This window comes from Bradyrhizobium tropiciagri (assembly GCF_018130505.1).
Classification (GTDB): domain Bacteria; phylum Pseudomonadota; class Alphaproteobacteria; order Rhizobiales; family Xanthobacteraceae; genus Bradyrhizobium; species Bradyrhizobium tropiciagri_B.
In genome coordinates this window covers 282,615-296,940 of the sequence record NZ_JAFCKH010000002.1, presented here as the reverse complement: position 1 = coordinate 296,940, position 14,326 = coordinate 282,615, and the positions used below count along the sequence as shown (strand labels likewise).

Here is a 14,326-nt window from a genome sequence, read left to right as displayed (position 1 = left end):
CTTTCCGTAACATATGGAACACGGGGTGCGAGGCAAGCCCGCACCCCGCTTGGCTGTCATGCAGCCTTCTCAAACTCGGCGCCGAGGTGCTTGAGCTTCGGCATCACCTCGTTCTTGAGCAGGTCCAGCGAGTGCCGCCAGGCCTCCGGCTTGTGCTTGTAGTCGAAGCCGAACACCAAGAGCACGCCGAAGCCGCCGACCTCCTGATAGATCTTCTCGATCTTTTCGGTGACCGTCTTGGGCGAGCCGACGATCCAATTCCGGCGCGCGCAATATTCGACGGTGACGTCGCTGTCCGGCACGTCGGGCGCGTGCTTCAGATAGTCCTTGAAGCCGAAATGGCCGAGCAGCGGCAGGAAGTATTCGCCCATCATCCGGCCCATCATGTCGCCGGTCGAGAGCTTCCAGGCCTCCTCGTCGGTGTCGGCGACGAACACCTCGCGCACCAGCCGCCAGTCCTTGCGGCTCGGCTTGCGGCCGGTCTTGGCCGCGCCGGCCTCGACCGAGTCCCAGTGGCTGCCGACATAGGCCGGGTTGAGGTTGAGGCTCATCGGGATGAAACCACGCTCGCCGGCGAGTTTCAGCGTATCCGAATTCTTCGACAGCCCGGCGACGCCGATCGGCGGATGCGGCGCCTGCTGCGGCTTGATGTGCGGCTTGAGGAAGTCGAACATCGTGTCCGGCTTGCTCACCGTCCAGTACTTGCCCTTGTGGGTGAACGGCGCCGGCTCGGTCCAGAGTTTCAAGATGATCTCGAGCGCCTCGCGCGTCATGTCGCGGTTCTGGCCAGACATGCCGTCGACGTTGAACATCGCCCAGTCGCTCGGCAGGCCCGACGCGGCGACGCCGAAGTTCAGGCGGCCGTTCGAGAGGTGATCGAGCATCGCGACGCGGTTCGCGAGTTCAGCGGGGTGATGATAGGGCAGCAGGAAACCGCCGGGCCCGATGCGCAAATTCTTGGTCTGCAACAGCGCCTGCGCGATCAACAGATCGGGCGACGGATGCGGCTCCCACGGCGCGGTGTGATGCTCGCCGATCCAGGCCTCCTGGTAGCCGAGCTCATCGAGCCAGCGCAGGGTCTGCAGATCCCAGTCGTGGCCCTCCTTCAATCCGCACTCCGGCGGGTGTGAGGGCATGGTGAAATATCCAAGCTCCATGTGTGTTTCCTTCTGGTGTTAAGACACAGTCGTGCAATGCGTCTTGCCGCGCATTCACCGATGCGTTGAGCAAGCGCTGTGCCAGCGAGGAAATCACGGAGACGCCGGAGAAACGCGCGCTTTTCGGCCGCCTACGGCCGCTGCGTCGGCGCGCACGCGCTCCGCCGTCTCACGGTCGCAAGACGCTGTCGCAACGGTGAGACGAGAGAGCGCCTTGAACTACGACGCGACGGCAGCGCGCTCCCTCGCCCCGTTCTTACGGGGAGAGGGTTGGGGTGAGGGGCTGCCTCCGCAAATACGGTGATAGCTGGATTCGCGGAGACTCCCCCTCACCCGGAACGCATCTATCGATGCGTTCCGACCTCTCCCCGCACGCGGGGCGAGGTGATCGGAGCCCCGCCCACCTGCTATCTCACGATCCGGTGTCGGTCTCGCCGATGCGCACGCTGCCGACCGCGGCGATCAGGCCGGCGAGTTCGGCCTGGCGTGCGGTCGCGGTCTTGGCGAACACGCGCCGCAGATGCGTCTTGATGGTGTTGGGCGACAGCTTCAGCAGCTGCGCGGTCTCGACGATGGTGTTGCCGGACGACGCCGCGAGTGCCACCCGCGCTTCGGCTTGGGTCAGCCCGTAGGCATCCATCAGCTGCGCCAGCGGGATCGCGCGCCGGGCCGCCGGATCGATCACGAACAGCAGCACCGCCGCATCCTTCACGCCGGCATCCGAGAGCCGGCCGAGATCCTTGCTGCGGACCGAGGTGGCGAGGATGGTGAGCAGCCGCCCGTCGGCATTGTGCGGCAGGCTCATGGTGCCGCCGGCCGATCCCTGCTGCGCCGAGCGCATCAGTTCGGCGAGCCGCTGCGAATGCGAGATCGAATAGGTCGCGACCGCCTGCTGCAGCCGCAACAGGCCCTCGGCGGCGAAGCGGCGCGCGGCGGCATTGGCGAACGACACCCGCAACCGGCGGTCGAGCACGATGACGCCGTCGGACAGCCGCTCCAGGACGTCGAATGCCGCGTGCTGCATGGCGAGGTAGCCGTCGATCCGAAATCCCAGTGTCACCGAACGGCAGAGATGCGGCGACAGCCATTCCAGCAGCCGCTGCTCCTCGTCGTCATGCGGGCCGTCCCGCTCGCTCCGGCACATGTTGAAGGCGGCACGAAAATCCTCCTTGGCGGCGAGCGCCATCATTCCGTTATGCGCGATGCCCTGCGGCCGCAGCACTTCGTCGTAGAACGCCGACTTGCGCAGCTCCGCGACCTCGATCGCCTGGTCCGACGACACCAGCCGTCCCACCGGCTGGCGCTCCATGTAGGCGGACCACGGATTGCGCATGTGCCGCTCCTGGTAGGCGCGGTTGCAGGTTTCATCGAGCCTGCCGTTGAAGTCGAAATAGATCTTCTGTGCGGTGAACGACTGGCCGAACAGGATGCCGCCTTCGCTGTGCGTCAGGTCGGCGACCGCGGTGAGCGCATCGGCCCACAATTCATTCTCGGCCGCCGCGTCGTAGATCAGGTCGAGGACCCGATCGATCTTCTCGCCGGAGAAATTCACCTGCGCCCCCTTCCGAGGCCGCCGCTCCGCCTGAGGGGTACGCTTTCGACAAAGGACTTTGCCCCTCGGCATATCACCCGTTCGGGTGACGGCAGCGCTCGGTCAAAATTCGCCTGTTTGCAATCTCCCTATGTTACGCGGACTGCGCTGCCTGCGCCATGAACTGCTTCACATTCGCGGCCGAAAACGATCCGGCTATTGGTGCGTGATGATGGTTCCGGTCACTCGCGGCGCTGCCTTCATCGCAGTTCCGGTTCCGGTGGTTTGATCGCGACTTGCGAGTTGCGCATCGCCCCGGTCGTGCAGGGACAGGCCGATCGCCAGCACGGCGATGATGATACAATAGGCAATGGCCGCGCGGCGCGCCCATCGCCGGTAGGTCAAACGGTCTTCCGCAGGCAGATGATGCGCACGCACCGGGGAACGCGCTCCGACAGCCGACAGCCTGGTCATCGCAAAACCTCCCGCGTGATCGAGATCACCGGCGACGGCCGGGCGGAGATGACGGTTCGGCAATACGGCAAGCCGCTACCATGCGTCATCATCCGTCCGGGTGATGCGCGCGGTTCCATCCGGCGAACGCATGTCATCAAATCAAAACAAAAGCCGCGCATGCGATGCGCGGCTTTCGGGTTGTCGCGTTGGGTTTACGCTTGACGGGTCACCCCGCCGCGCGGCGCGGCATCGCGCCGGCCTCCGGCTCCGGCGGCGGCGGAAGCTGCATCAGGATGGTCTGGCCGGTGGAGGCGATCTCGATCCCCTCCTCCTGGAAGCGGCGCTTCATGCGGCGGTTGAACTCGCGCTGCACGGCCCAGCGGCCGCCGTCGGTGCAGCGGATCTGGCCGACGATCGTCACCATCGCGCCGTCGACCTTGTCGACGCCCCACAATTCGAGATCGCCGCGGATCAGCGCGCGGAATTCCGGCGCCTGGCGCATCTCGGCGACGATGTCCTTGAGGATCTGGCCGGCGCGGTCGGTGTCCTCCTTGTAGGCGACGTTGATGCTCACGGAGGCATTGCCGGCGCCGCGGCTGGAATTGGTGATCGTCGTCACCGCGCTGAACGGCACGACATGCACCGAGCCGTCGCCGGCGCGTAGCCGCATGGTGCGAATCGAGACGTTCTCGACCACGCCGGAGAGGCCGGACACGGTGACGGTGTCGCCGACCTGCACGGTGTTCTCGATCAACAGGAACAGGCCGGTGATGAGGTCCTGCACCAGCTTCTGCGAGCCGAAGCCGATCGCGATGCCGACGATGCCGGCGCCGGCGAGCAGCGGCGCGACATTGACGCCGATCTCGCTCAGCGCGGTGAGGCCGACCACCGCGACGATGATGCAGAACAGCGCGGTGCGCAGCATCGGCTGGAAGGTGCGCAGGCGCGCGGCGCGGGCGAAGTGCCCCTCGCGCGACAGCGTGTTGATCTGGCGGTCCATCAGCGCATTGGCGGCCTCCCAGATCACCGCGGCGGCGAACGCGGCGATGCCGATCGTCACCAGCGCCGAGATCAGCCTGGAGCCGATCTGGCCGCCATAGAACCAGACGATGGCGTCGACGCCCCAGACCTCGAGCAGCGCGACGAAGCCGATGAAGGCGATGATCGCCGTCACCACCTTGCGCAGCAGCGGCAGATAGCGGTTGGCACGCGACTCCAGTCCCGGGAACCGCTGCAGCAGATCCGGCGAGATGCGGAAGCCGCGGTCGATCAGGCTCAGCACCACCATGGTGACGAGGCGCGTGATCAGCAGCACCGCGATGGTGCCGACGAAATATTGCAGCAGCAGCGAATAGCCGTTGCGGATGTTGAGCGCCCACACCGCCCACAGCGCGAGATCGAGCGCGATCGCCAGCACATGCCAGAGGCTGGCGACGCGGTTGCGCATCCGCGCCGCGAGGCCGCTGCGGTCGGCCGGCGCGCGGATGGCGTCCGCGACCTGGCGGCGGCATTGCAGGATGATGACGACGACGAACAGATGCACCACCAGCATCACGAGGCGCAGGATCGCGGCATAGCCGGCGCGGTGCAGGCCGAGCAGCAGCGCGACATTGGCAAAGCAGATGCCGGAAACGCCGACGGCGACGATGCGGCGCGCCCAGATCTCGATATAGGCGGCGGTCTCGGCGCGAACCCGGATCAGACCGAAGGGACCGGCCAGCGCCCGCACCGCGCAGATCAGCGCGCGCGAGAACGCATAGGCGTTGACCACGGCGAGGATCACGAGCCGCGTGGTCGACTGCTCGCCGATCTCGGTGCCGAGCAGCGCGGTGGCGACGCCGACAAAGACGATCACCGGCAGCAATTCGAGCACGAGCCGCCCAAGCACGAAGGGCAGCCGGATCAGCGACTGCCAGGCTCGCGCCAGGCTGAGCCGGCGGCGCTGCAGCTCGCCCTGCGGCGTGACGTCGGCAACCGACGACGGCGGATCGGCGCTCGCGAGCACCTGCACCGGCACGCGCGCGGTTTGCGGCAACCGCGATTCCAGAAACGCGACCGGCCGCTTGATCAGACGGAACACCACCCATTCGGCCGCCAGCGCGCAGCCGAACACCAGCGCCAGCTTCCAGGCGATGTCGATCAGCAGGCCATAGGCGGCGGGATCATTGGCGGTACGCAGGAACCAGTAATAGAACGCCGGGAAATGCGTCAGCGTGCGCGCGACATCGGCGACCTCGTGCGAGATCTCGGTGACCTGCTCGGACACCATCAACAACAGTTGAGCGCCGAGGCTGTCGGCGGTGAGCGGAATCGGGGACTGCTCCGGCGCCGGCTGCGGCGCTTGGGGCGTGGCCGTGGCGATCGCGCGCAGCGTGTTGATGATCTCGCCGCGCTTCTTGTCGTCCTGCAGCGTCTCCAGCGCGCGCTTGGCCTGCTCGGGGGTCAGCGCATCGCTGGTATTCTGCGTTGGCGGCGCCGGTTTGGCGGGCGGCTGCGCGAAGGCCGGAGAGATGAACAGCGTGAGAGCGAGCAGAATCGCAAGACGAAGTTTCTGCGACACGAGAGCCTCATAAATAAATGGCGCGACGGCCGATTCGTGGGGGAATCTGCCCTCGCGCTCGCATCATGTCGATGCGCCCCTTTTCGCCCCGATGATGTGTCGGAAGTTTGCCGCTGCAGCGGCGATGTCTTGGCATTTGGATCTTGGCAATTTGCCGCGGCACAAAAGCGTCACAGGTATTAGGCGGCGCTTAACGCGAAGAACTCTCCGAATCCAGTTTGCAAACGACGCATCTCTTCGCCACACGCCACGGCTGCATCGCGCAAATCTTTCGCTTGACGGGCATTGGGCTTCATGATGTTCTAGTTTTGTTCCTTTTGATCCCAGTTGCAGTTTGGAGCTTGCATGCACGACGTCTTCACCGAGACCGGGCCGGTCAACCTCTTCATCCGAGACGACGGCGATACGCCGCTGCGCTTCGTCCGGCATCTGCTACGCGTGGTGTTCGGCAAGTCCGAGCGGGAAGCGATCACGGTCGCGGCGCAAATCGAAGACCAGTACGGCATCACTTGCGGTCCGTTTCCCGCTCAAGTGGCCAGGGCGCTGCTGGAGGCCGCAGAGCAATTGATCCGCGACGACGAGCAGCCACTGCTGATCACGGCCGAGGCCGCCGATGCCGTGCGCCCCTGCGATCTCTGTGAAGCGCAAAGATCGGCAACGACTGTCTTTCTCAACGACAGGAGGGTGTGCTTGTGCAGCGATTGCCTGTTGGCCGTCAGAAGGAGCTCGGAAGAGCTTCCGGGCGACGAGTTCAAATATGCCGTGACCGCGCTCGATTGGCATTTTGCCGGACTGCCGCGCAATCAGATCCTGACGCGGTCGCGGCAGTTTCCCGGCCACATGCGCGCCGACGTTCAGCTCGCGATCGATAGGCTGCTCGCCGACCCGATCCATTTCTTCGGTATCCATGAAGAACGTCGCTACGAGACGATTGATATCGCAGCGCTGATGAAATTCGGCAGCAACGCGCCGGCGATCGCGCCGCCGCAATACCAAGATGTCGATATTGGCGAGGCCGAGCCGGTGAAATGCCTGGTCAACGGACTATGGCTGTGCCGCAGCGGCGACTTGCGCTACGCGGTGCTGCTCGCCTTCCATCGCGACTATGGCCGCGAGCCGGTGTTGCGGATCGAGCTTGCAGTGCCCGCCGGCGCCGCCGGCAACGTCTTCGTGCAGCGGACATTTGCGGACCTGGAGGCCGCGGTCGATGCCGCGCGGTCCTACCGCGGCAAGATCCTGTCGCTCGACGCGGATGCCGACTATCGCGGCCGCTCGCGGGGCGTGACCGTGCACCGCCTGCCGACGGTCGCGCGCGACGCGGTGATCCTGCCGGACCGGACGCTGCGGCTGCTCGAGCGCAACGTGCTCGACTTCGTCGGCAGCCGCGAACTGCTGCGCAAGCTCGGCCAGTCGACCCGCAAGGGGGTCCTGCTCTACGGCCCGCCCGGCACCGGCAAGACCCACACCATCCGCTATCTCGCCACCAACCTGCCCGGCCATACGACGCTGATCATCACCGCCGAGCAGGTCGGCTTGCTCGACGCCTATATGAGCCTCGCCCGCCTGCTGCAGCCGAGCATGGTGGTGATCGAGGACGTCGACCTGATCGCGCGCAGCCGCGAGGAGATGGCCGGGCCCTGCGAGGAATCGCTGCTCAACAAGCTGCTCAACGAGATGGACGGCCTGAAGGAGGATTGCGACATCCTGTTCATGCTCACCACCAACCGGCCGGAGGAGCTGGAAAGCGCGCTGGCCGGCCGGCCCGGCCGCATCGACCAGGCGATCGAAGTGCCGCTGCCGGACGAGATCGGCCGCGGCAAGCTGATCCGGCTCTACGGCAAGGACCTGCCGCTCGAGCCGCCGATTATCGACGAGGCGGTGCGGCGCACCGCAGGCGTCAGTGCCGCCTTCATCAAGGAGTTGATGCGCCGCCTCGCCCAGGCCAGCATCATCAGGGACGGCGGTCAGGCGGTCACCGCCGACGACATCGACACGGCCGTCAGCGAGATGCTGTTCGACGGCGGCCGGCTCAACGCCAAGCTGCTCGGCGGCGCGCAGGGCATGAGTGCGGGGTGACGAAGCGAAACGGCCCGGCTGATCGTCAACCCCGCGCCGGCAACATCAACGTCCTCTCGCCGGCCGCGACGCGGGCGAGCTCGGCGGATAGCCGCGTCAGTACGCGCTCCCAGGCTTGCGGCTTGTCCTGGCGGAACAGCCGCATCGTCGGGTACCACGGTGTGTCGGCGCGATCGCGCAGCCAGCGCCAGTCGAGCGCGTAGGGACACAGCATCCAGACCGGGCGGCCGAGCGCGCCGGCGAGATGGGCGACCGAGGTATCGACGGCGATCACGAGGTCGAGTGCGCAGATCGCGGCCGCGGTGTCGGCGAAATCGCCGAGCGTCGGCGCGAGGTCGACGACATCGCCCGCGAGACGCGCGAGCACCGGCGTATCGTCCGGACGCGGCTCCTTCTGCAGGCTGTAGAGCTGAACGCCCGGCATGATCAGCCGCGGCAGCACCGCCGCCGCCGACAGCGAGCGCTGGCGGTCGCCCTTGTGCCTGGGATTGCCGGCCCAGACCACGCCGACCTTGAGCGCGGTCACATCGGCAAGCGCCTGGCGCCAGCGCACAAGCTTGACGGGATCGGGATGCAGATACGGCACGGCGGCGGGAATCGTCTCGACCGTGGTGCCGAAGATCCGCGGCAGGCTCAGCAGCGGCAGCTGCAGGTCGAACGGCGGCAACGGTTCGCCGCGCGCGAACACCGCGACGTCTGATAACATCGGCCGCAACAGCGACGCCAGCGCCGGCTGCACCTGCAGGATGATCCGGCCGCCGCCGCTCGCCGCCACCTCGGGCACATAGCGGACGAAGTTGATGGCATCGCCGAGGCCGTACTCGGCGAACAGCAGCAGCGTCCGGCCCGCCAGCGGCTCGCCCTGCCATTCCGGCTCACCGAAGACGGGGTCGCCGTCGACCAGCATTTTCGCCTTGCGGCGCCACTGATATTCCTGAAAACCCTGCTCGAACTCACCGTTCATCAGCAGGAAATGCGCGTGGTTGTAGCGCGCCAGCGGCAGCTCGGGATCGAGCGCGATGGCGCGGCGCGAGGCCGCGAGCGCCGCATCGATGTCGCCGGCGTTGCGCAGCGCCACCGCGAGATTGGCGTAGCCCTTGGCGTAGTCGGGATCGATGTCGACGGCGCGCCGATGCGCCGCTACCGCCGCCTCGACCAAATTCTGCGCCTCGAAGATGATGCCGAGATTGGTGTGCGCGGGGGCGTGGTCCGGGTTGAGCGCCAGCGCGAGCTCGCTGCAGGCAATCGCCTCGTCGAGCCGTCCGAGCTCGAACAGGCAGGCGCCGAGATTGTTGAGGATGACATGGTCGGACGGATCGCGCGCGGTGATCTGCCGGTAGAGCCGGACGGCCTCCTCGCGCTCGCCGGCCTCGTGCAGCACCAGCGCCAGCAGGCGCAGCGCCGCCATGTTGCCGGGATCGAGCGCGGTGGCGCGGCGATAATGCCGGATCGCATCGCCAAGCCGACCCTGGCGATAGAGCACGCCGCCGAGGCTGCAATGCAGCCCGCAATTATCGGAATCGATCTCGAGCCCACGACGATAGGCGGTGATCGCCTCATCGAACCTGGTCTGGTCAGCCAGCGCATTGCCGAGATTCTGCCAGACGCCGCGATGACGGCAATCGCGCGCGATCACCTCGCGATAGGCGGCTTCCGCCTCGACCAGGCGCTGCTGCCCGGCCAGCGCCACGGCGAGGTTGAACCATGCCCGCGTCAGCGCGGGATCGAGCGCGATCGCGCGGCGAAACGCCGCCTCGGCCTCCGTGAAGCGCGACACTTCGCACAATGCGACGCCGAGCTTGACGTGCAGGCCCGCGTCCTGCGGCAGCAAGCCCACGCCGCGCTGGAACGCCGCCACCGCACCGTCGCGCTCGCCCTTCACCGCAAGCGCATCGCCGAGCGTGGCGAAGGCCGGCCCATGATCGGGCACGAGGCCGAACACGCGATTCAGCAGTACCGCGCCGGCGGCGGCGCGATCGGAGACGAAGGCAATGACCGCGGACAGATGCAGCGCGGCAACGTGATCGGGATCGCCGGCAAGAATATCGCCGCACAGCGCGTCGGCCTCTTCGGCGCGGCCCGCGCCGAAATGCGCCACCGCATCCCGCAACATCCGTTCGACCGCCGCATGTCCCACGCTACCGCTCCCCACCCGACAAACCCCGATGGGGATTAAACGGGCGGAGGCGCCAATTCCGGCACGGGAAAAGACACCTTGACGTACACGCAATCATGCAACATATGACGTTACATGATACGCGATAGCCGTTTGTCCAGCGTGCTGCATGGCCTGCTCCACATGATCGGAGCGGGCGAGCCGGTCACGTCGGAGCAGCTTGCCAAGGCGATGGCGACCAATCCCGTGGTGGTGCGCCGCGTGATGGCGGGGCTGCGCGAGCAAGGCATCGTCCGCTCCGAAAAGGGCCACGGCGGCGGCTGGACGCTGGCGCGCGATACATCCACCATCACGCTCGCGGAGATCTATCGCGCGCTGGGCGCGCCGACGATCGTCGCGATGGGACATCGCTCGGAAAATCCCGGCTGCCTGGTCGAGCAGGCCGTCAACGACGCGCTCGGCGACACGTTCCGCGAGGTCGAGGCGATCTTCATGAAGCGGCTCGGCGCCGTGACGCTCGATACGCTCGCTCGCGACTTCAAGCGCCGGCTGGCAAAACACCGGCAGACCATCGAGGACCAGACCCATGTCGCAAAGTGAACCGGCGCACCATCAGCCGTTCAACGATCCCGCGCATTGGGACCGCATGGTCGCGACCTATGAGGCGCAGTCGCAGCCGTTCACGACGCACTTCGCCGAGGCCGCGCTCGCGACACTGGCGATCGGCCCGGCCTCAAGGGTGCTCGACGTCGCGACCGGCACCGGCGCCGCCGCGCTTGCCGCCGCCCGCACCGGCGCCGCGGTCACCGCGATCGACTTCTCCGCCGGCATGGTCGAACGGGTGCGCGCGTACGGCGTACCAAATATCGACGCGCAGCAGATGGACGGACAGGCGCTCGCACTGCCGGACGCAGCGTTCGACGTCGTGCTGTCGGTGTTCGGCGTGATGCTGTTTCCAGACTGGCGCGCCGGCCTGCGCGAGATGGCGCGGGTGACGCGGCCGGGCGGATCGGCGGCGATCGCGGTCTGGAACAGCGCCGACGGCGGCGCGGTGCACATGCTGGTCGCGCAGATCGTGCGGACGCTGTACCCCGACCGCATCGGCCCGCCGCCGGCGGCGGGCCTCGCCGAGCTCGCCGACGCCGCGCGCCTCACTGCTGCGGTCAGGGCTGCCGGCTTCGCGCATCCGGCAATCACCGAAGTCACGCGCGACTTCGAGCTCAATGTCGGCGATCTCGACGGCGTCGACCGGCTGTTCCCGTTCGTCTCGCACTGGAGCGCGCTGGACGATGCGCAGCGCGCCACAGTCGCACGCACATTCTGGAGCGAAATCGAGCGTGGCCGCGTCGGCGACATCTTCCCGATTCCGTCGACGGCGCTGATCGCAACCGCAACGCGGGCCTGATCCTCACCCGCGCGGTGCGGGTCCGTCTCGCAAGATTGTACTCGAAGCGCTCAGGCCTTCTTGATGTCATCCGGCAGCTTGCCGCCATTGGCGGCGAGCTTCGTCATCACCTGCTGATGCAGCCAGACGTTCATCGTGGCGCTGTCGCTGGTGTCGCCGGTGTAGTTCAGTTCCTTCGCAAGCTCCTTGCGCGCGGCGAGGCTGCTGTCGAGACCGAGCGCCTTCATCAGGTCGACGATCGAGGTGCGCCACGCAAGCCGCTCGCCGGTCGCAGCCGCGACCTTGTCGACGATCGCGGCGACGTCGACGGTCTGCGGCACGGCGGCACCGGGCGCGGCAGGCGCAGACGAGCCGGCCGGCGCGCCCGCTTGCGTCGCCGCCGGAGCGGTTTGGGCCTGGGCCGAGTGGCCGAAGATGGCACCCATGATGCTTCCAAAAATGCTCATGATCGTTCGCTCCGTGCGCCTGAAATCGCGTGGCTGGGTCCAGCGATGGGACGAACGATAGGCAGCCGGCCGGAGCCGCGGAAGATGACCAACGTCACTTTCGGAAAGCGCGCGAGGGTGATGCAGTCCGAGGCGGAGCGTGCAGTCGCGAAGAAACTGCGCGCCGAAACCGTTTCATCGCGCGCCCCACGTGCGATGAAGTCAGCCGCTCCGGTCCCGATTCGCCAGCCCCGTGAACCGGGGCGGCTGACAAAGCCCCACGCGTCGCGATGACACGGCCAGCGTTCAATCCGTCATTGCGAGCAATGACGAGAATCAGACCCGGGTTCAGAGCTGCCGGCGCCGGATGATCTGGGCGAGTTCGGCAAAGCATTCGGCAATGCCGGCGCCGGTCTTGGCGCTTACCGATTTGACGCTCGACTTGGCGAGCTCGCCGATCGCGCCGGCGCTGCCCGCCGCCTCCGGAAGGTCGATCTTGTTCAGAAGCGCCTTGTACGGCCTGCCCGGAAATCTCGCCTCGAAGCCGCGCACCAGTTCGACCATGCGCGTCACCGTCTGCGGGCGCGTCACATCGGAAACGATGATCGCCGCCGACGCACCGGTGACGTAGACCGTGTCGAAGATCTGCGTGCCGAAGTCGCCGTCGGTGTCCCACAGCACGAGGCGCGTCGGCTCGCTGCCGTCCGCCGGCGCGACGTCGTGGCTGAGGATCTCGACGCCGAGCGTCGATCTGTACTGGCCCTCGAAGCGGTCGTAGACGAGGCGGTGCAGGATCGACGTCTTGCCGACCCCCATATCGCCGAGCAGCATGACTTTCGCGGTCAGCATCAGCGCGCCACTTCGCCTCGATAGACCGTCTCGAACGACACCCGCCGGTTCCCGCCGGTCGTTACATCGAGCCGGTCGGTGATCGGCATCGTCGCCGCGCGCGACACCGGGATCAGCCGCGACGGATCGACCCCGAGCGCGGTCAGCCGGTTCATCACCTGCTCCGCCCGCTTGCGGCCGAGCGTCCGGTTGGTGCCTTCGGTGCCGCTCTGATCGGCGTAGCCGACGATGCGAACCTTGAGGTCGTTGTTCGCCAGCAAATCCGCGAGCTCGCGGATGCGCTGCTCGGCCTGATCATTGTCGGAGAAGACGTCGGAATTGTTGTTGAAGAAGATCGCGCCCGACGCGATGAAGCGGTCGAGCCGCGCGGCCGGGCTATCGACCACGGACTCGAGCCTGGCCGCCTGCTCGCCGAGCTTCGCGAGCTGGCCGCCGAGCTTGTCGTATTGCGCGTTGAGCCCGGCATAGTTCGCCTCGCCGGTTTTCGCCTGCGCGGCCATCGACTCGCGCATCTGGTCGAGGCTCGCCTGCAGACGCGCCAGACCCTGCTGCAGGCCGGCGATGCCGGCCTCCGCCGCGGCCTGCTGCTCCGGGCCGGAGACGAGGCCGATGCGGTCGACGAGTCGGTATGGCGCGGCGGCTGCCGCGAGCGACTCGATCAGCGGCGCGGTGGCAAGCTGGCTCGGCTCGACACCGGAGACCGTGACGCTGCCGCCACCGTGATCGAAGTCGAGCCGCAGCGGAAACGACACCAGCAGCGGCTGCGTGGCCGTGAGCTGCGCCAGCGCCGCCTGGGTTCGCTTTTCCAACTGGCTGCGCGTGATGGAGACTGCGGCGAACCAGATCAGCAATGCAGCGGCACCCGCGAGCAGGCCGAACAGGATGATCTTGCCGCGCCGGCTCGTTGCCTTGCGCGGCAATTCGTCGGTCTCGATCGAGGTCGCGAGCGAGGCCAGCATCTTGACGTCGCAATCGGCGCCGCGGTCGATGCGCTCGATCGCATCGAAGAACACCGAATTGATCCTGGCATTGTCAGCCGGCCGCAGCGGGCCGAGGCACTCCGCGGCCAGGATGAAGCGCGGCGAGGCGCGCAGCGCGATCTCGCGACCGCCGAAATCGAGCGTCTGCAGATTGCCTTCGCCGGCGAGCGCCTGGACGGAGAACTCCAGGATGGCGGCGACCATCGCGCTGAGCAGATCGGCACGCTCGTCCGGCGTCTGGTCGCGCTTCCAGTCCGCGACCAGCCGGCCGTTGCCGCGCTCGATGATCAACAGGCGCTTCACCCGCGGCGGATGGTCGGCCAGCACGAACTCGCTGATCGGGCGTCCCGTCACCAGCGACTTGATGCGCCCGACCCAGAGCTGGGCCGAGGTCAGGTTGTTGATGCGCTGCTCGAGCGAGGCGACCATTTCGCGGAACGAGTTCGCGACCGCAGCGCTGACCAGCCGGCCGACGATCGGATAGAGCGCCTCGACCATCAGCTCGCGCGAATTCTTGATCTCGCTCCTGATCGCGGAGACCACGGTGGGCGCTATGGCGTTCGCGAGCTCGCGCGGACGATTGACCTCGGCACGCTCCAGCGCCTCGACCAGGATGCCGGCGGTGGCCGCCTCCAGGCGATCGGCGTTGCCGACATATTGCTGCAGCGATTCGAGCTCGCCCTCCAGCGACTGCAAACGCGTCGCCTCGGGCTGAAACAGCAATGTCTTGAGCTGCTCGATCTCGCGGTTCTGGCCGGCAGCAGCTGCCAT

The 14,326-nt window shown here is 67.1% G+C and carries 11 protein-coding genes; 3 read left to right on the top strand and 8 right to left on the bottom strand.

What is annotated here, in order from left to right:
- Positions 1-56 precede the first annotated feature (56 nt).
- The 4 genes from JQ633_RS05670 to JQ633_RS05655 all read right to left on the bottom strand — a co-directional run bounded on the left by JQ633_RS05670 (position 57) and on the right by JQ633_RS05655 (position 5,704).
- Complete coding sequence (locus JQ633_RS05670; protein ID WP_211983297.1) at positions 57-1,157, bottom strand: LLM class flavin-dependent oxidoreductase; 1,101 nt, start codon at positions 1,155-1,157, stop codon at positions 57-59.
- A 412-nt stretch (positions 1,158-1,569) separates the two neighbouring features.
- Positions 1,570-2,709 (bottom strand): helix-turn-helix transcriptional regulator, encoded by a 1,140-nt coding sequence (locus tag JQ633_RS05665; protein WP_211983295.1) that lies wholly within the window; start codon positions 2,707-2,709, stop codon positions 1,570-1,572.
- A gap of 195 nt (positions 2,710-2,904) precedes the next feature.
- A complete protein-coding gene (locus tag JQ633_RS05660; RefSeq protein ID WP_211983293.1) occupies positions 2,905-3,162 on the bottom strand; it encodes a hypothetical protein in 258 nt (85 codons plus the stop codon).
- 208 nt (positions 3,163-3,370) lie between these two features.
- On the bottom strand, positions 3,371-5,704 hold the full coding sequence (locus JQ633_RS05655; RefSeq protein ID WP_211983291.1) for a mechanosensitive ion channel domain-containing protein: 2,334 nt from the start codon (positions 5,702-5,704) through the stop codon (positions 3,371-3,373).
- Positions 5,705-6,049: 345 nt separating this feature from the next.
- On the opposite strand from JQ633_RS05655, the gene JQ633_RS05650 reads away from it, so the two are divergent.
- Entirely contained in the window at positions 6,050-7,780 is a 1,731-nt protein-coding gene (locus tag JQ633_RS05650) for an ATP-dependent Clp protease adaptor ClpS (RefSeq protein ID WP_211983289.1), read from the top strand.
- Positions 7,781-7,805: 25 nt separating this feature from the next.
- Here the strand turns inward: JQ633_RS05650 and JQ633_RS05645 are convergent, their stop codons facing one another.
- The gene (locus JQ633_RS05645; protein WP_211984137.1) at positions 7,806-9,893 is read right to left on the bottom strand and encodes a tetratricopeptide repeat protein; all 2,088 of its coding nucleotides are present in this window, start codon (positions 9,891-9,893) and stop codon (positions 7,806-7,808) included.
- A gap of 138 nt (positions 9,894-10,031) precedes the next feature.
- Here JQ633_RS05645 and JQ633_RS05640 point away from each other — a divergent pair, with 138 nt between their 5' ends.
- Complete coding sequence (locus JQ633_RS05640) at positions 10,032-10,496, top strand: Rrf2 family transcriptional regulator (RefSeq protein ID WP_211983287.1); 465 nt, start codon at positions 10,032-10,034, stop codon at positions 10,494-10,496.
- Positions 10,483-11,301, top strand: a complete 819-nt coding sequence (locus JQ633_RS05635; RefSeq protein ID WP_249158859.1) for a class I SAM-dependent methyltransferase — start codon at positions 10,483-10,485, stop codon at positions 11,299-11,301. Before JQ633_RS05640 ends, JQ633_RS05635 begins: the two co-directional genes overlap by 14 nt.
- 50 nt (positions 11,302-11,351) lie before the next feature.
- Here the strand turns inward: JQ633_RS05635 and JQ633_RS05630 are convergent, their stop codons facing one another.
- From JQ633_RS05630 to JQ633_RS05620, 3 genes are all read right to left on the bottom strand, one after another.
- Positions 11,352-11,747, bottom strand: a complete 396-nt coding sequence (locus JQ633_RS05630) for a DUF3597 domain-containing protein (protein ID WP_211983285.1) — start codon at positions 11,745-11,747, stop codon at positions 11,352-11,354.
- 327 nt (positions 11,748-12,074) lie between these two features.
- Positions 12,075-12,575, bottom strand: a complete 501-nt coding sequence (locus JQ633_RS05625) for a Rab family GTPase (protein WP_211983283.1) — start codon at positions 12,573-12,575, stop codon at positions 12,075-12,077.
- Positions 12,575-14,326, bottom strand: coding sequence for an OmpA family protein (locus tag JQ633_RS05620; protein WP_211983281.1), 1,752 nt, complete (start codon positions 14,324-14,326; stop codon positions 12,575-12,577). The genes JQ633_RS05625 and JQ633_RS05620 overlap by 1 nt, the downstream gene beginning before the upstream one ends.